This window comes from Hymenobacter bucti, assembly GCF_042681145.1.
Lineage (GTDB): Bacteria > Bacteroidota > Bacteroidia > Cytophagales > Hymenobacteraceae > Hymenobacter > Hymenobacter bucti.
Map to the genome: position 1 here is coordinate 103,718 of NZ_JBHUFD010000005.1, position 17,167 is coordinate 120,884.

Consider the following 17,167-nt stretch of genomic DNA (forward strand, 5'->3'; position numbering starts at 1 on the left):
AGCTTACGCAGGAATAGAGGTACGGACACCGACCCGCAGCTTGGCGCTGCGAGCCCGGCTATTCTGGGCAACTTCGTCGGCCGATGCCTCAATGGGCTTGCGCGTCAGCGCCTCGAACGGCAGGCTGGTACGCCCGTACAGGTCTTTCTCGGCCTGGCCAAAAAACTTGCCCTGACTCAGAAAATTCTTCACCAGCCGGTCTTCCAGCGAGTGGTAGCTCATCACCACCAAGCGGCCACCGGGGCGCAATACCTGCGCCGTTTGGGTCAGCATTTCCTGCAAAGCAGTTAGCTCATCGTTCACCTCAATGCGCAGCGCCTGAAATACTTGAGCTAGGTACTTGTTTTCCTTACCCCGCGCCGTAACGGGCTGAATAGCCTGCTTGAGTTCTTGAATGGTGCGCAGTGGGCGCTGGCGGCGCGCCTGCACCACGGTAGCGGCCAGCGTGCGGGCGTTGGTGACCTCGCCGTACATGCCAAAAATGCGGTGCAACGCCGCTTCATCGTAGTCGTTGAGCACGTCGGCCGCCGTGGGGGCGGTAGCATCCTCGGGGTTCATGCGCATGTCGAGCGGCCCGTCGAAGCGGGTGCTGAAGCCCCGAACCGCCGTGTCGAACTGGTGCGACGACACCCCTAGGTCGGCCAGCAGGCCATCAACGGGCAGGGCGCCGAGGTTAGCCAACTCGCTGGTAAGCTGCCGAAAATTGGCCCGAATGAACGTGAACTGCGGCCGGGCCAGCACCTGCGCTTCGCGCTCGGCGGCATCGTCCTGGTCGAAGCCATACAAATGGCCATCAGTTAGTTGCTCCAATATCCGGGCCGAGTGGCCGCCCCCACCAAAGGTTACATCGACGTAGCGGCCCGCGGGCTGCAAGGCCAGCGCTTCGAGGCACTCGGTCAGCATCACCGGGCGGTGGTAGGCGGTATCGTTGGGGCGAGGGGCGAGGCTCATCGGGTGGGGAGAGCCGGCGAGCCCGGCGTATCGGGTGAAAGGGAAACGAACTTCTGCGCCAGCTTGGAAAACTCGCCGGGGTCCTTTATCAGGTAGTCGTCGTAGCGGGTGGGGTCCCAGAGCTCGCAGCGGTTGCCGAGGCCCACGATGATGGCTTCCTTCTCCAGCCCAGCGTAGCGGCGCATGGAACCGGGCAGCAAAAACCGCCCAATATTATCGAGCTCCACCTCCGTCACGCCCCGCAGAAAATTGCGCTGAAACTGCCGGTACTCCTCATTAAACTCGTCCAGGGCCGTCACGCGGGCCTGAATCACCTCCCAAGCCGACCTAGGGTATAGCACCAGGCAGGGCTCGAGACCGCGCACCAGCACCAGCTGGTTGGCATGGGCATCGGGCAGCGCCGCCTTCACCTTCGCCGGCAGCACTAGCCGCCCCTTGGGGTCGAGCTTGCAGTCATATTCGCCGGTGAGAGATAGGGACATGGGAGGAAAAAGCGGCGAACGAGGGTGCGGGCTGAATAACAAAAGTACGATTCGTTTCAAAAAAGCCGCCACTTTCTACCACTTCTTACCACAGGGCGAAAAGTGCATTAGGAACGCCTAAAGCTTCTTTTTATTAGTTATGAAACATTGTTGCAATACATAAACAGCCTTCGGCAGGCGGTTCGGCTCGACCCAGACTTTGCTCACCGCACTTTTTTACGCCATCAATATTTAAGCAACGCTGTTGCATTAATATTAGCTATTTGACTAACGAGCAATCATTTATATCCTAGATTGAGAATACTGATGTCAACTCTATGCCTGACGATTTATGCACTGGTATTCCTTACTTGCAGCTATGAATTCCTACCCCCTTTCTTCTCTGCGCGGCTGGGCCTTGGCGGGTGCGCTGTGCTGGCTGGGCTTGCCTGGCTGGGCGCAGCGGCCAGCCCCGGCCCGCCCGCAAACCATCCTGTTCGTGGGCAACAGCTTCTTTCACGGGGCCTTCCAGCCCGTACTGAGCTACAACGCCGCGGCCATTACCGACGAGAACTTTAAGCCCGACCGCACCGGGCAGCGCCGCCAGTACGAGCGCGAGGAACGCCCGTGGGGCGGCATTCCGGGCATTTTCAAGAAGATGACCGACGAGGCGGGCCTGTCCTACGACGTGCACCTGGAGGCCATCAGCGGGCAGACCTTGAAATTTCATTACGACAGCGCCCTCGCCGTGATTCAGCAGCCCAAGTGGGATAAAGTGGTGCTGCACGACTACAGCACCGGCCCGGTGCCCGCGCGGCACGGCGGCGAGCCAGCCCGCTTCTTTGAGTACGCCACCCGCCTCGAGCAGGCCGTACACACCGCCAACCCCGCCGCCCAGGTGTATCTCTACGAAACCTGGGCGCGGGCCGACCTCACCTACCCCGCCGGCAAAGGCTACAGCGGGCTGCCCCTCGACTCAATGACCCACGACCTGCACGCGGCCTACTACCGGGAAGCCGCCCAAAACGGGCACTTTGCCGGCGTGGCGCCGGCCGGCGATGCCTGGCTACGGGCCGTGCAGCAGGGCGTAGCCATGCCCAATCCCTACGCTCCCGAGGCAGGCAAGGTCGACCTGTGGGGCCGCGACCACTACCACCCCAGTACCTACGGAGCCTACCTGAATGCTTGCGTGCTGCTACTCGAGGTTGCGGGCTACGACCCGCGCAAGCTGGGCAGCGGCGAGCAGGCCGCCGCCGCGCTGGGCATCGCGGCGCCCGTGGCGGTGCAACTGCAACGCCTGGCCTACGAGCAGGTGCGGGCATCTCCCAAATTAGGCCAGGACCAGGGCCAAGGCAAACCCGGAAAGCGTCGCAACTGATACCAGACCTACGGTTGTCATGCTTCGACAAGCTCAGCATGACAACCGTGACAGTATTTTGTACTACTCCTGAACTAGAGACTACTACCTAAGGGAAGCAGCAAAATTTTACACCAACCAGCGTGTTTGCTGCACACGGCAAGCGCTCTGGCTGGCGTATTTTTGTATACTATGCCACGCCCCCTCCCCTACCAACACCGTTTGCTGAGCGCCTTGCTGGCGCTTTTGGTGCTGGCCGCGTCGGTGGGGCTCACGGCCGAGCGCCACCGTTGCCGCATTAGTGGACGCAGCACGGTGGCCCTGAGCTTGCCCGGCCTGGCTTCGCGCGGGGCGAAAACCACTCCTGGCCCCGGCAAGCCGGGCCGCCCCTGCGGTAAGCGCCGCACCAGTGGCTGCTGCGACATTAGCCATTCGCAGCACAAGCTCAATGCCCAGAGCGCCGCGGGCGTGGCGAAGTGGCTGCCTACCCCACCCCAGCTGCTGCCGCCAGCCTTGCTGCTAGCGCCGCTGTGGGCCGGGCTGCCGGCCGGGGCCCCGCTGGCGGTAGGCGTAGCCGTGGGCACCGCGGCCAATTCATCGCCGCCGGGGGTACCTAGGGCGGGGCGCGTGCTGCTCGCGCTCGTGTGCACGCTCGTCGTTTAGTCGGTTTCTGATAAGGCCTGCCCAGCTGAGCTGGGTTGACCATTTATTTTTCAGAATCCACTAAATTATTACGTGTATGCTAACTATCAGCGGATTACCTCCGCGCATTTTGTTATTTTCCTTTTGCAGCCTACCGCTGCTGGCCCAGGCCCAGAGTGGCGCAGCCGTGCGCGGCGAAGTGCACGAAACGGGTGGCGCGGCGGCTCCCCTGCCCGGCGCGGTGGTGCGCTGGTTGCTACCGGCCGGGGCCAGCGGCCCCACTACCAGCACCGATGGAGCGGGCACGTTTGTGCTGCCCTTCCCGGCGCAGGCCAGCCACCGGCTGATTGTCAGCGCAGTGGGCTACACCGCCGATACCGTGGCGGTGCCCGCCAGCACCACGCCCTACCTGCGGGTGAGCCTACGCGGCAGCGCTGCCCTGAGCGAAGTGACCGTGACCGGGCGCCCGCCCGCCTACTCGGCCAAGGCCGTGGGCAACCTGCAAACCATCAGCGCGCGCGACCTTACCAAGTCAGCGTGCTGCAACCTGGCCGAGAGCTTTGAGACCAACGCGGCCGTGGAAGTGAGCACCGCCGACGCGGTGAGCGGCGCCAAGCAAATTCAGCTACTAGGCCTCGATGGGGCGTACTCCCTGCTGACCATCGACAACCAGCCGGCCCTGCGCGGCCTGGCGGCGCCCTACCGCCTAGGGTACCTGGCGGGCCCCTGGATTGGCAGCATCGACATTATCAAGGGCACGGGCTCGGTGGTGAATGGCTACGAGGGCATCTCGGGGCAGGTGAACGTGCAGCTCAAGGAGCCCGACAAAACCGACCAGCTGCTGCTCAACGCCTACGTCAACGACCTCGGCAAATTTGACCTCAACGCCATTGCTTCACAGCGCTTCAACAAGAAGTGGAGCAACCTGCTGCTGCTGCACAACGACCACCTAGGCGCCCGCGTGGACCGCAACGGCGACGGCTTCCTGGACCTGCCGCTGGCCACTCAATTCAACGGCTACGACAAGGTGAAGTACCTCTCGGGCACCGGCCTCGTGGCCGAGCTAGGCGTGGGCGCGCTGCGCGAAACCCGGCAGGGTGGGCAGCTCGACTTCCGCCCCGATGCCCCCGACGCCTACCGCCAGCACTACGGTACCACCCAAACGACCAACCGCTACACGGCCCAGGCGCGCACTTCGTACGCCTGGCCCGGCCGCCCTTTTCAGAGCCTAGGGCTGCTGGTGAACGGCACGAGCCACGACTTCAACTCGACCTATTCCTTTAAGCAGGACACCGGGCCGCGCGTGTACGATGGCCACCAAAACACGGGCCAAGCTACGTTGCTGTTTCAGAGCGTTATTCAGAACACGACCCACGTGTACCGCGCGGGCCTCAGCTTTCTCTACGACGATTACCGCGAGCACCTGGGCACCGGCCGCACCTACTCGACCGATACCCCGGCCCTCATCGAGGCCCGCGAAAACCGCCGCCGCACCGAGCGCGTGCCCGGCGCCTTTGCCGAGTACACCTACAATAATGCCCGCAACCTGACGGCCGTGCTGGGCCTGCGCACCGACTACCACAACCTCTACGGCTGGCAGGTGACGCCGCGCTTCAACCTTAAGTACGACCTGCGCCCGACCACGGCCCTGCGCCTGTCGGCCGGCCGGGGCCTGCGCGTACCCAACCCCATTGCCGACAATGCGGCGATGCTGGCCAGCGCCCGCGAGTTCTACATCGCGCCCAATCTTAGGCCCGAAACGGCCTGGAATATTGGCGGCTCGCTCACGCAGTACTTCCAGCTGCTAGGGCGCCAGGCCACGTTTGTGGTCGATTACTACGACACGAGCTTCCAGAATCAATTGGTGGCCGACATGTATACCAGCCCGCAGTACATCGTGCTGGACAACCTGACGCCGGGTGCCCGCTCCTTTGCCCGCAGCTTGCAGGCCGAAGTGCAGGCCGAGCCCGCCAAGGGCTTGCAGGTAAAGGCCGCCTACAAGTGGCTCGATGTGCAGAGCACCTATGCCGGCCAGCTGCTGCCCAAGCCGCTCACGCCCCAAAACCGCGCTTTCCTGAACCTAGGCTACGCCTCAGCCTTCGATAAATGGCGCGGCGACTTCACGGTGCAGTGGTTTGGCGAGCGCCCGCTGGCCCACCTGCCCGCCGATGGCAGCAACGTGGGCCACCAGCACGGCTCCGGCACCGCCGGCCTCGAATACGCCCCCCGCTACGCGTTGCTCAACGCCCAGCTCACCCGCGCTTTCAAGCGCCTGGAAGTGTACGTGGGCGTCGAAAACCTCACCAACTACCGCCAGTCCGACCCCATCCAAAACGCGGCCACGCCCTTCAGCGCCGGCTTCGACGCGGCCATGGTGTGGGGCCCGGTGTACGGGCGGATGACTTACGCGGGCCTACGGTATCACATCGATTAGAATCCCAGATTTAACGGATTGCGCAGATACGCCTGCCTGTGGCAGGCTGACTACTCTGGGGCCGAGAAGATTGAGCCTAGGCTTGTGCTCGTTGGTGGCACTTATTTTTTACTTTCAACTGTTTCGTTTATTATGAAAGCTTTCGCATTTTCTCTGCTCACTTTGCTGAGCATCAGCGGCCTGGACGCCCAGGCCCAAACTGCTCCGGTAGCAACTACTACTAAAGCCAAAGGCGCTGAACAAGTGCAGTTTAAAACCTCGGCTGTGTGTGACATGTGCAAGGCGCGCCTCGAAAAAAGCCTGGCCTACGAAAAAGGCGTGCAGGCCGCTCACCTCGATGTACCTAGCAAGGTATTGACCGTCACTTACAACCCGGCCAAAACCACGCCAACCGCCCTGCGTACCGCCGTGCAAAAAACCGGCTACGACGCCGACAACGCCACCGCCGACAACCGCGCCTACGAGCGCCTACCCGAGTGCTGCAAAAAAACCAACGCCCCCCACTAATCGCTGATTTAACGGATTGCGCAGATACGCCCGCCTGCGGCGGGCTGACTGCCCGTTGGGCTTTACAGGAAACGGAAAAGGGATGCTTTCACAAGCACCCCTTTTCCGTTTTCTAGGTCCGCCATCCCTCTAAGAGAAGTTCCAGCGAGTAGTCAGCCCGCCGCAGGCGGGCGTATCTGCGCAATCCGTTAAATCAGTTAAATCTGCGATTTAGCTTGCCATAGGCGCCACCAGGGCAGGTAGGGCTGGTCGTGGTGCTCGTAGTGGTAGCCGAAGAAGTAGCAGCTTACGAAGGCCCAGGCATGCAAGGGCCATTGGCGCTGGCTGCGCGACTTGTGGTGGTTGTCTTCGTCGTGCTCGCCGCGGTGCGGCAAGTAGGTGCCGAAGAAGAACAGCTGCAACGTGGCCAGCACGGCTGGCACCATCCAAAAGGCAATGACATTGGCCTGCGGAAACCAGATTTTGAGCACGTTGTAGGTAGCGGCCATCAGCAGCACCTGCCACCACGTCACGTAGTTCCAGGCAAAGCGCAGCAGCCAGGGCAGAAAACCTGGTTGGCCCTCGGGATGATAATCGGGGTCGTCCTGGGTGCCCACGTGGTGGTGGTGGCGATGGTGCTTGGGCAGTTGGCCTGGAAACCAATTATAGGCAAACAGCAAGGTTGCCACTGTGCCAATAGCGTTGTTGAGGCGCTTATCATGGCTGACCACGCCGTGCATAGCATCGTGCCCCGTGATGTAAAGCCCAGTATATAAGTGGGTTTGGAGCAACACCAGCAAGTACGGCGCAGGCGAATGCCAATCGGGCTGGTAGAACGCTAACAAATAAGTCAGCAGGCTGGCCCAGGCCGTAATAATGAGCCCGGCGGCAAGCACACCCTTGCCCGCCAGCGGCTTAGGAGCCACTTTCGCGGGCAAAACAACGGAGCGAAGCATATGCATAAACTATAGCGCTGCTCGTGGTTCTTACAGCCGCACGAGTAGGTCGCGGACTTGCTCCATGAGCCACATAGGCGTGCTCGTAGCCCCGCAAATGCCCACCGACTGCCCCGGCCCGAACCAAGACGAGCAGATTTCCTCGGTTTTAGAAATAAAGTGCGTGCACGGGTTGGTATCCTTGCACACTTGGTAAAGCACCTTGCCGTTCGAACTTTTGGTGCCCGACACGAATACTATCTGGTCAAACTGCGCCGCAAAGCGCCGCAGGTCCAGGTCACGGTTACTCACTTGCCGGCAGATAGTGTCGTGCGCTGTCACTAGGTGACCCCGACTTTCCAGCTCGTTTTTAATATTATAAAACGACTCAGTGCTCTTCGTCGTTTGGCTGTAGAGCGTAATATTTGTGGGCAGCTCATGGTGCAGCAGCTCCTCCAGGTTCTCAAATACGATGGCCTTGCCGTTGGTTTGGCCCAACAATCCCCGCACTTCGGCGTGGCCATGCTTGCCATAAATGAAGAGCTTTTCACGCCGGTCGAAGCTCGTTTTGATACGATTTTGCAGCTTAAGCACTACCGGGCAACTCGCATCAATCAGGGTCAGGTTATTGGTCATCGCCTGCTGGTAGGTACTCGGCGGCTCGCCATGCGCCCGAATAAGTACAGCCTCATCGCGCAGCACTGCCAACTGCTCGTAATCAATAATGCGCAAGCCTTTGGCTTCTAGGCGCTGCACTTCCTCATCATTGTGCACAATGTCACCTAGGCAGTACAAATAGCCCTGCTCGTCAAGCAGGTCCTCAGCCATTTGAATAGCGTAGATGACGCCAAAGCAAAAGCCGGAGTTAGAATCGATGCGAACACTTAGGTGCAAACCAGACTGCATATCATCGAACTAACTAGAAAGGCTGGCTGAAAGTTACTTTAGTAAGCTAGTAATTAGCCTTAAATCTACGACCTACCCAAAAGACTTAACTACTTTTTACCTGTGCTAACTGTTCAGCTTGGGCTTCTGATACGTGGCCTCGGCCTACCAGGAAGCCGCGCACCGTGCGGAAAGCTTCTTCATCGAGCCCCGAGCGGGGGTGTTGCAGCGCGGCGGCCAGCAAAAATGCCTTGTCTTCGTCAACGTGCTTGCTCAAACCCAAGAAGGGAGGCAGGTTGCTCTCAACCGAAAAGCGCAAAAAACGGATTTCAGCATTAGCAGGGTCGAGGGCTACCGCCTGCTCGAAAGTATGAGCCGCCTGCTGCACGTAGGTGAGCTTGTTCAGCATCGACGCGTCACGGGCCTTAATAGCCTCAGAAGCAGCTTTATACCCTAGTACCACTGCATCGTTTGCCTTGTAGCCGTGCAGCAGGTTATAAAATTTCTCGCCAGCCTCTTTATTGGCGGCAGCCTGCTCATATTGGTGGCGCAAGGCGGCAGGAGAATAAGGCGACATGGAAGGTAAAATGAAGGATTGATGAGGTAAAAAAAGCTTGGATTTTGAAAATAATTGCCTACTGTTCAAAGCGTTGCCAGTAGCAGCAAGCAGCAAGCAGGGAATAAGCAGCGATTTTCTCATAGTCCCAAAGCTACATCGCTACCCGCATTAAGGTTCGGTGGCCCCGAGCTGCGCACGCTGTCAGGAGGTAACCTAGGACAGCACGCCTAGCCCACAAGATGCAGGCGATACCGCAGCCACGAACTCAGGAGCAGCAGGAGCTTGGTATTGTCGGGAAGGCGGACGCGCTCGGCCAGTACCTGGGCCGCCGGGGCCTGCCGCAGCTTATAAAAAAGCTTTAAATAGTACACGTAGGCCAAGTGCACACCCAGCCGCGCCGAGCGCGGCAGCTGCTGAATACCCACGTAGGCAGCTTCAAAGTCGGCCCGGATGTCGGCCTCAATAGCCCGCTTGGCCTCGTTGTCAAACTGCTCGTAGCGCAACCCGGGGAAATACACCCGCCCCCGGTCTTCGTAGTCGGAGCGAATGTCACGCAGGAAATTAACCTTCTGAAAAGCTGCTCCTAGGCGCCGTGCCGGCTCGCGCAACCGCTCAAACTCGGCTGGCTGCTGGTGGCAAAATACCCGCAGGCACATCAAGCCCACCACCTCGGCCGAGCCATAAATGTATTTTTCGTACAACTCCTGGCGATAATTGCGGTCTTCCAGGTCCATTTCCATGCTGCGCAAGAACGCATCAATGAACTCATGGTCAATGCCATACTCGTTCACGGCCCACTGAAAGGCGTGTAGCACGGGGTTCAAGCTAAAGCCAGCGGCGATGGCCGCGTAGGTATCGCGCTCAAACGTGGCCAGCAGCGCCGCCTTGTCGTGGCTATGAAACGTGTCTACTATCTCATCAGCCCAGCGCACGAAACCGTACACGGCGTAAATAGCGCGGTGAAACTCCTTATCCAACGTGCGGATACCGAGGGAAAACGACGTACTATAGCGCCGCGTAATGAGCTGGGCGCATGCGAGACTGGTGTCAGTAAATAGCTGTTCGTGGTTCACGGATGAAAACTAAAAAGGCTACCAAAAGTGCAAGAACGGCGCCCTGCTGCTTACTTACTCTGCTTTCGGGCCAATTGTTCTGGCTATCGCCGACCTAGGCCGCTCAGCTGAAGAGCACGCCGTGGATGAGCTACTTAATTTCTTTCAGCACTTCGCCCGCCACCACTTGGCCCGAAATCAAAGAGGGCGGCACCCCCGGCCCGGGCACCGTTAGCTGGCCCGTGAAGTAGAGGTTACTCACCTTCTTGCTTTTGAGGCTGGGCTTCAGGATAGCCGTCTGCTTCAGCGTGTTGGCCAGGCCATAGGCATTGCCTTTGAAGGAGTGGTAGTCGGCCACGAAGTCGCGGTGGGCGTAGCTGCGCTTGTACACCACGTGCTCGCGAATAGAATGGCCGCAGTGCTTTTCGAGCCGGTCCATCAGCAAGTTGTAGTACTTCTCTCGGGTGGCCTCGGGGTCGTCGAGGTTGGGCGCCACCGGGATGAGCAGGAACAGGTTTTCCTGGCCAGTGGGCGCTACCGTGGGGTCGGTTTTGCTCGGCACCGAAGCATAGAACAGCGGCCGGCTGGGCCACTGCGGCGCCTCGTATATCTCGTGGGCGTGCTGCGAAAAATCTTCGTCAAAGAAGAGGTTGTGGTGCAGCAGGTTATTTAGCTGGCGGTTTACACCTAGGTAGAATAGCAGCGACGAGGGCGCCATCGTGCGCGAATCCCAGTAAGCCGGCGTGTAGTGCCGATACTCAGGAGCTAACACCTGCTGCTCAATGTGTTGGTAATCGGCGCCGGCCACTACGGCATCGGCGGGCCAGAAGCCGGTGGCGGTGCGCACGCCGGTGGTACGGCCATTTACAACTACAATTTCCCGCACTTCCTGGTCATACTCAATTTTAACGCCCAGTTCCTCGGCCAGCGCCACCATGCCGCGCACTATCTGATGCATGCCGCCTTTGGGGTACCAGGTACCTAGGGCCAGGTCGGCGTAGTTCATAAGCGAGTACAGCGCCGGCGTGTTCTCGGGCGTAGCGCCCAGAAAAAGCACCGGAAACTCAATGAGCTTGAGCAATTTGGGGTGGCTGAAGAACTTGCGCGCGTGCTTGGCCATGCTTTGCAGCAAGTCGAGCCGCACGGCGCCCTTCACGATATCCCAATCGATAAATTCCGTAACCGAACGGCTGGGCAGATGCACAAATTTGTTAATACCAACCTCGTATTTATACGCCGCCTGGGCCAAAAACTCGTCGAGCCGGGCCGCGCTACCGGGCTCCAGGTTCTCAAACAGTTGCCGCAATTGCGGCATGCCCGCCGGAATCCCTAGGGTATCGTTTTCGCCAAAAATCACTTGGTACGACGGGTCGAGGCGCAGCAGCTCGTAGTAGTCCGCTACCCGCTTACCAAACTGCCCAAAGTATTGCTCAAACACGCCGGGCATCCAGTACCAGCTCGGGCCCATGTCAAACGTAAAACCTTGGGCCTCAAATACCCGCGCTCGGCCGCCAGGGCCTTCGTTCTTTTCGAGTAGCGTTACCTGCCAGCCGGCCTTTGCCAAAAACGAGGCGGCCGACAGCCCCGCAAATCCAGCTCCTATTACTACTGCTTGAGACACTTCTTAGTGGTTAATGATTAGGGACTAGTGATTAATTATCCTTGGTTTGGTTATTTACTAGTCCCTAACCATTAATCACTAAAAAGAGCCGCGCCTTCCGAACTGGCGGAAGGTGCGGCTCTTTACAACCCAAAACGCAGCCGTAAGTTAGTCCTGTTCTGGCTCATCAAGAGCCACAACCCCGGCGCGGTCGGCGCCAGCGGGCGCGTACACTTGCAGCGCAGCCTTTAAGTCCTTGCGGGCAATGTGAATGCGGTTTTTGACCGTACCAATTGGGATTTGCAGCTTCTCCGCAATCTCCAGGTATTTATAGCCAATATAATACATCATGAACGGCGTGCGGTAGTCCGAGCCCAGGCTAGCGATAGCCTCGTTAATGTCGCGCACCACAAAGTCGGTCGTTGCCCCGTTGTGGGTGATGTAATTTTCGTCGGTGTTAAAGTACTGGAAATACTCAGTCGAATCGATGTTCGAGCTGCGCTTGGTAATCTTGTTATAGTTGTTGATGAAGGTGTTGCGCATGATGGTGTATAACCACGCCTTCAAATTGGTACCAGCCTTAAATTTATCTTTGTTGAGCAGCGCTTTTAGCAGAGTTTCCTGAACTAGGTCCTTGGCATCGTCGGCATCGCGGGTAAGATTCATCGCCACGGGACGGAGCGACGAAGATATTTTCTGCACTTGGGAAGTGAATTCCAGAGAAGTCATATTGTTGAAGGGTTCGTAGCAGAATCTTAAACAAAGGTAGACGACAAGTGAGAAAAACGGCTCGATGGTGGCAGTTTTTTTTAGAATGTCAGCGCCGACCTGCGTAGCCCCGCCAGGTACGCAAATAAGAGACGCAGAGGCCGTGCTCGGGCTTTACTTTTCTGTTAATTCTGCCTCAACTACTTGATTTATAACAGGAATTAAATCCCTGAATTCGTGTAGGCACGCCATTGGCAGGCAACCTTCCGGCAGCTTTTTGGCCTGCACCGCCAGCGTTCCAAACAGCAGTAAAGTGGCTTCGGGGCACTGTTTGCGCAGCTCGTCGGCGTAGTTCTGTACTTGGCCCCTGGTTGGGGCCATCGTGAGCACCGTGGCCAGCACCGTGGGCTGGAAAGCCTGGGCTGCCGCCACCACATCGGGCAGCGGCAAGTTGGGGCCTAGGTACAATACCTGCTGGCCCCGCGCCCGCAGCGCATAATTCATAAAGAGCAGTGCCAACTCGTTCCATTCGCCTTCGGGCAGAAAGAGCAGCCAGCGCCGCGCATCGGTTTGGCTGAGCGGAATGAGGGGCAGGGCATCGGCCGAGGCCATTAGCTCTTGGCGCAGTAACTGCGTCACCAGACGTTCCTGAGCCACGCTTAGCGAGCCCTCTTTCCACGACACCCCTAGGCGCTGCAACAGCGGGTAACCCAGCCGCAACAGGGCATCTTCGGGGCCAAGCTGGCCAATGGCCTCGTCGAAAAGGCGGTGCAGGCGGGGCTCATCGAGGTCGAGGGTGGCGCCCAGCATGGCGTTGAGACGCGCGAAGTCAGCGGGCTGCACCTCGTTGCAGAGCGACATGGCGGCGGTCTGGCATTCGTCTTCACTCAGGCGTACCACCTGCGAGATTCGCTGTCCGCGCGCGCACAGCGCCGCCACGTTGAGCAGGCGGCGCAAGTCAGCCTCACCGTAGGTGCGGATGTTAGTAGTAGTACGGCTGGGGCTCAGCAGGTTATAGCGTTGCTCCCAGATGCGAATGGTATGAGCCTTAACTCCAGAGAGCTGCTCTAAATCGCTGATAGAATAACGAGCCACGGATTTGAAGAATAACTAGATAACTAAAATTTCCTGCCGACAAGGCTGCTCGATGAGCCACGCACGAAAAGGACCTATGCAATAAGTCAGTGCTTGAATAAAAGATAAAAATAGTTGGTTGTGTCAAATTGAATAAGCCACAAACTTAACAAATAGTTTTGAAGATGCCGGGCACGCGCCCATCGGCTCATTGCTGGCGCCGGGTGGCCTGCTGCCGCGCCAAGCGCAGGTATTTGGGTGACACCCAGAGCAGGCCGAACTCTTCGGAGTGGTCGCGGCCCTGGGTTTTATGGTGCATTTTGTGGGCCATTTTAAGGGCCCGCAGGTACACGTTGTCGGTTTTTTTCCAGAACGGCAGCCGGCCGTGAATCAGGCCGTCGTGCACCAGAAAGTACACCGAGCCGTAGGCCGCGATGCCGACGCCCACCCAAAACCACCACCGGTCGCCGTTACTACCAGTGATGAACAACACGGCCGAAATAGCGCCGTAAATGGCGAAGAACCAGTCATTTCGCTCAAAGGGACGGGGGCTGGGCCGCACGTGGTGCGAGCGGTGCAGCACCCACAGTGGGCCGTGCTGCACAAATTTGTGCATGAACCACGCCCAAAATTCCATGAAGGCGAAGGTAGCGAGCGTGATAAGTAAGTGGGCCATTGACTATTAGCTGTTGGCTATTAGCTTTTGGCCGGTAAGGTGCAAACTCAATGAGAGTCAACAGCTAACAGCTTGTGGCTAACAGCTAAAGAATAACTACCAGTCTATCTTCTCTTTGTTCAGAAACGCGGCGATGCCCCGGCGGTAGTCGTCGGTGGCGCGAGCGTCGGCATTGCGCTGGGCGGCGTAGCGCAGGCCTTCTTCGAGGCTGAGGGCAGGCAGGTGGGCCAGGAGCTCCTTGGTCATCTCCATGCTGTTGCCCGAGTTTTCGCGCACTAGGCGCAGGGCGTAGTCGCGCACCGCGTCGGTCAGCTCATCCTGGTCCACTAAAAAGGTGATGAGGCCATAGTCGAGCGCTTGCTGCGCCGAAAAGATATCGCCGCTGAGCAGCAGCTGCTTGGCACGGGTTTCGCCGAGGCGGCGCACCAGAAATACGCTCACAATGGCGGGCAGAAAACCGATTTTTACTTCCGTGAAGCCAAACTTGGCTTCGGGTACGGCGAAGGTGAAATCGCAGAGGGCGGCCAGGCCGCAGCCACCCGCCAGAGCGTGGCCCTGCACCTGCCCGATTACTACCTTCTTGAGGGTATTAATCTGGTGAAACAGCTGCATGAGGTGCGTGCTGTCGGCCAGGTTTTCCTGGTAGGTGTTGGCTTGCAGCTCTTGCAGATACTTGATATCGGCGCCCGCGCAGAATACATCGCCGTTGGCCCGCAGGATAATAATCTTCACCTCCTCGTCGGCTTCGGCAGTCTCGAAGGCGTGCTTTAGCTCCGTTACCACGTCGGCACTCAGGGCATTGCGCTTGGCGGGGCGGTTGAGCGTGATGTAGGCTAGGCGGCCTTCGACTTCGTACTGCAAAAAACGCAGAGCCAGTAGTTCTTGGGTTGGATAATTTTCCATAACAATAAATACGACGAAAGTTAATAAGCAGATGACATGCGCAAAGCCAGCTATGCGCAATATACTCGCTACGCCCCGGCGCACGCCGGTGGTACCTAGGGCAACTAGCCGCCTAATAGCTTTTACTAAGCTCAGCGCTTGATAGTCAAGGCATAAATAAATGCACCTTGCTCGTTCACATCCCAGGTGCGGAACCCCGCGGCCCGCAAAGCGACGCTTTGGCGGGCAACGTACCAGCGCTGGCACGAAGAATCGAACACCACCCGCGCCCGCGGGCCAAAGTGCGCCGCCAGCCCATCGGGGTACACGCGGGCGTTGCGGCGCAGCACCACCACGTCGGCCGGTACCAGCGGGGCCACGCCCGGCGCCAGCCGCCGCAGCCGGCCGCGCACGAAAGCCACGCGCAGGCCGCGCCAGCTGGCTAGCACCACCGGCGCGGGCGGGTAGCGCCGGGCCGAATCGGCCGGGCCGGGGGCGCCGACCAGCTGCACGGGCACGGCCGCGCCTTGCCAACCCACGCAGTAGCGCGGCCGGCGAACGCGGCGCAGTATTAAGCTGGGCTTGAGGCGGTAAGTGCGCTCAGTTTCGGAGAGGGGCAGCGAATCGGCCGTTACGAACTCGGGCGCCGCGCCCTGCCAAAAACCCACCACCGAGCGCCGCGGAATGCTGTACACCACAAACTCGCGCACGGGCGCCACCTCGGCGGCTTCGGCCACTCGGCTGCCCGCGTACAGGCCTAAGAGGGCCAGCATGCCGCCCACCCATGCCAGCCGCCGCGTGGCGAAAAACGCGCACACGGCCAGAATGAGCAGAAAAATGAGCAGCGTCTGGAGCTGATTGAGGTGCACGCCGCCCACCACCGCGCCCGGCAGCAGCTGACCCACGAAGAAGATATATTTATTGAAAGCCCAGATGAGGCCCTGAAACACCCCGCCCACGGCCCTAGGTACCCAATCGAGCCCCGGCAGCCACTGCGCGGGCAGGGCCACCAGGCCTTTCACCAGCAGCAATACCACGCCTACATACACGGCCACGCTCGAAATGGGCACGGCAATGAGATTGGACAGCAGGAAGTTGAATGGAAACTGGTGGAAGTAGTACAGCCCCAGCGGGAAGGTGGCAATCTGGGCCGCGAGGGAGAGCGCCGAGAGCTGCCAGGCGGCATCGGCCAGCCACGCGCTGCCGCGCCAGAAGCGCTGCTGCACCGGGCCGTGCCAACTGCGCTGGTGGTCGAGCACTCGGTTGCGCACGTCGAGCCAGCGCACGATACGCGGCTGCAAGTACACGATGCTGACCACGGCCAGGAAGGAGAGTTGAAATCCCACGTCGCAGAGCAGATAGGGATTGTATAGCAATAGCACGCAGGCCGCCGCGCTCAGGGTATTGAACAGGCTGCTCTGGCGCTCCCAAGCCTGGCCCACTATCACGAGCGTAAACATGACCGTGGCCCGCAACACCGACGCCGAAAGGCCGGTCAAAAACGCGTAGCTCCAGATAAGCGCCAACCCCAGCCCGGCCGTGAGCAAGCGTCGCCGCAGCGCCGAGCCCCCCAGCGGCACCCGCGCCAGCAGCCACTGCAAGCCCGCAAACAGTAGCCCCACCTGCAAGCCCGACACCGCCATAATGTGCGTAGTGCCCGTGTTGGCATACGCCTGCTTGGTGGCTGCGTCGATGTCATCGCGGAAGCCCAGCACCAGGGCCGTACCTAAGGCGTACTCAGGCGGACTTTTGACATATTGCCGAAACACGCCGTCGAGCACCGCCGCCGCCCGCTGGCTGATGGCCACCACGGCGCTCAGCGGCGCCTGGCCCAGCACCCGGTACTGCCCTAGGTGCACAAACTGCGAGTGGTAGACTTGGTGGTACTGGAGGTAGCGGCGGTAGTCAAACTCACCGGGGTTGGCGGGGCCTTTGCTGAGCTCGGGCATGCCCTGAACCAGCCACACCTCGCCGTAGCGCGGGGCGGGCACGGCGGCGGCCGTTTCGTGGCGCGGCAAACTCACCCGGATGCCGCCCGTAGCGGCCTGCCAGCGGCCGCCCACCCGCACGGCCTGCACCCGCAGCGTGGTAGCGAAGGTGTTGGCCCGCACCACGGGCGCCTCATCCACGGTGGCGCGGTAGTACTCGATGCGCGGCGCAAAACGCCCTAGGTGGTCGGCCCGGCGGCTTTCGGTGTAGCCCTGGATGCGGGCAAAACCCAGCGCGGCCACTGCCAGCAGCCCTAGCAGGCCCGCCGCATCGGTGGCCGCGGGCGTGGGCTGCCGCTGGCTCCAAAACCACAGCAGCAGGTAGGCAGCCACCAGCCCCGCCGCCCAGGGCGCGGCGCTGCCGGCCCAGCTCTGCCCTAGGTAGAGGTAGGCCACGATACCCAGGATGAAGGCCAGCGCCACGCGCAGCAAGGGAGCCGAAGACCAGTTAACCATAAGGCGGAGGCTATAGAAAGC

At 59.9% G+C, this 17,167-nt stretch carries 16 protein-coding genes; 4 read left to right on the top strand and 12 right to left on the bottom strand.

Annotation, left to right across the window (positions count from 1 at the left end; genetic code table 11):
- Positions 1-3: 3 nt before the first annotated feature.
- Together rsmH and mraZ are read right to left on the bottom strand one after the other, a co-directional pair.
- On the bottom strand, positions 4-951 hold the full coding sequence (gene rsmH, locus ACFSDX_RS12630) for a 16S rRNA (cytosine(1402)-N(4))-methyltransferase RsmH (RefSeq protein ID WP_382313971.1): 948 nt from the start codon (positions 949-951) through the stop codon (positions 4-6).
- Entirely contained in the window at positions 948-1,433 is a 486-nt protein-coding gene (gene mraZ, locus ACFSDX_RS12635; RefSeq protein ID WP_382313973.1) for a division/cell wall cluster transcriptional repressor MraZ, read from the bottom strand. The genes rsmH and mraZ overlap by 4 nt, the downstream gene beginning before the upstream one ends.
- Before the next feature lie 358 nt (positions 1,434-1,791).
- Here mraZ and ACFSDX_RS12640 point away from each other — a divergent pair, with 358 nt between their 5' ends.
- The 4 genes from ACFSDX_RS12640 (at position 1,792) to ACFSDX_RS12655 (ending at position 6,352) form a co-directional block, all read left to right on the top strand.
- On the top strand, positions 1,792-2,790 hold the full coding sequence (locus ACFSDX_RS12640) for a hypothetical protein (RefSeq protein ID WP_382313976.1): 999 nt from the start codon (positions 1,792-1,794) through the stop codon (positions 2,788-2,790).
- Positions 2,791-2,961: 171 nt separating this feature from the next.
- A complete protein-coding gene (locus tag ACFSDX_RS12645; protein WP_382313978.1) occupies positions 2,962-3,432 on the top strand; it encodes a hypothetical protein in 471 nt (156 codons plus the stop codon).
- 109 nt (positions 3,433-3,541) lie between these two features.
- Positions 3,542-5,845 (top strand): TonB-dependent receptor, encoded by a 2,304-nt coding sequence (locus tag ACFSDX_RS12650; RefSeq protein WP_382313981.1) that lies wholly within the window; start codon positions 3,542-3,544, stop codon positions 5,843-5,845.
- 132 nt (positions 5,846-5,977) lie between these two features.
- Positions 5,978-6,352 (top strand): heavy-metal-associated domain-containing protein, encoded by a 375-nt coding sequence (locus ACFSDX_RS12655; protein ID WP_382313983.1) that lies wholly within the window; start codon positions 5,978-5,980, stop codon positions 6,350-6,352.
- A 197-nt stretch (positions 6,353-6,549) separates the two neighbouring features.
- Here ACFSDX_RS12655 and ACFSDX_RS12660 read toward each other — a convergent pair whose 3' ends face one another.
- The 10 genes from ACFSDX_RS12660 to ACFSDX_RS12705 all read right to left on the bottom strand — a co-directional run bounded on the left by ACFSDX_RS12660 (position 6,550) and on the right by ACFSDX_RS12705 (position 17,146).
- The gene (locus ACFSDX_RS12660) at positions 6,550-7,287 is read right to left on the bottom strand and encodes a fatty acid desaturase (protein ID WP_382313985.1); all 738 of its coding nucleotides are present in this window, start codon (positions 7,285-7,287) and stop codon (positions 6,550-6,552) included.
- Between the two features lie 30 nt (positions 7,288-7,317).
- Entirely contained in the window at positions 7,318-8,172 is an 855-nt protein-coding gene (locus ACFSDX_RS12665) for a 4-hydroxy-3-methylbut-2-enyl diphosphate reductase (protein WP_382313988.1), read from the bottom strand.
- An 85-nt stretch (positions 8,173-8,257) separates the two neighbouring features.
- Positions 8,258-8,851, bottom strand: a complete 594-nt coding sequence (locus ACFSDX_RS12670) for a hypothetical protein (RefSeq protein ID WP_382313989.1) — start codon at positions 8,849-8,851, stop codon at positions 8,258-8,260.
- 86 nt (positions 8,852-8,937) lie between these two features.
- Entirely contained in the window at positions 8,938-9,783 is an 846-nt protein-coding gene (locus ACFSDX_RS12675; RefSeq protein ID WP_382313991.1) for a phytoene/squalene synthase family protein, read from the bottom strand.
- A gap of 130 nt (positions 9,784-9,913) precedes the next feature.
- Positions 9,914-11,383, bottom strand: a complete 1,470-nt coding sequence (locus ACFSDX_RS12680) for a phytoene desaturase family protein (protein ID WP_382313994.1) — start codon at positions 11,381-11,383, stop codon at positions 9,914-9,916.
- Between the two features lie 147 nt (positions 11,384-11,530).
- Complete coding sequence (locus ACFSDX_RS12685; protein WP_382313997.1) at positions 11,531-12,091, bottom strand: sigma-70 family RNA polymerase sigma factor; 561 nt, start codon at positions 12,089-12,091, stop codon at positions 11,531-11,533.
- Between the two features lie 153 nt (positions 12,092-12,244).
- Positions 12,245-13,165 carry a MerR family transcriptional regulator gene (locus ACFSDX_RS12690; protein ID WP_382313999.1) on the bottom strand — a complete coding sequence of 307 codons (921 nt, stop codon included), beginning with the start codon at positions 13,163-13,165 and terminating at the stop codon, positions 12,245-12,247.
- 187 nt (positions 13,166-13,352) lie between these two features.
- On the bottom strand, positions 13,353-13,820 hold the full coding sequence (locus ACFSDX_RS12695) for a sterol desaturase family protein (protein WP_382314000.1): 468 nt from the start codon (positions 13,818-13,820) through the stop codon (positions 13,353-13,355).
- Between the two features lie 96 nt (positions 13,821-13,916).
- Positions 13,917-14,723 carry an enoyl-CoA hydratase/isomerase family protein gene (locus ACFSDX_RS12700; protein WP_382314002.1) on the bottom strand — a complete coding sequence of 269 codons (807 nt, stop codon included), beginning with the start codon at positions 14,721-14,723 and terminating at the stop codon, positions 13,917-13,919.
- Between the two features lie 131 nt (positions 14,724-14,854).
- Positions 14,855-17,146 carry a ComEC/Rec2 family competence protein gene (locus ACFSDX_RS12705; RefSeq protein WP_382314005.1) on the bottom strand — a complete coding sequence of 764 codons (2,292 nt, stop codon included), beginning with the start codon at positions 17,144-17,146 and terminating at the stop codon, positions 14,855-14,857.
- Between the last annotated feature and the right edge of the window lie 21 nt (positions 17,147-17,167).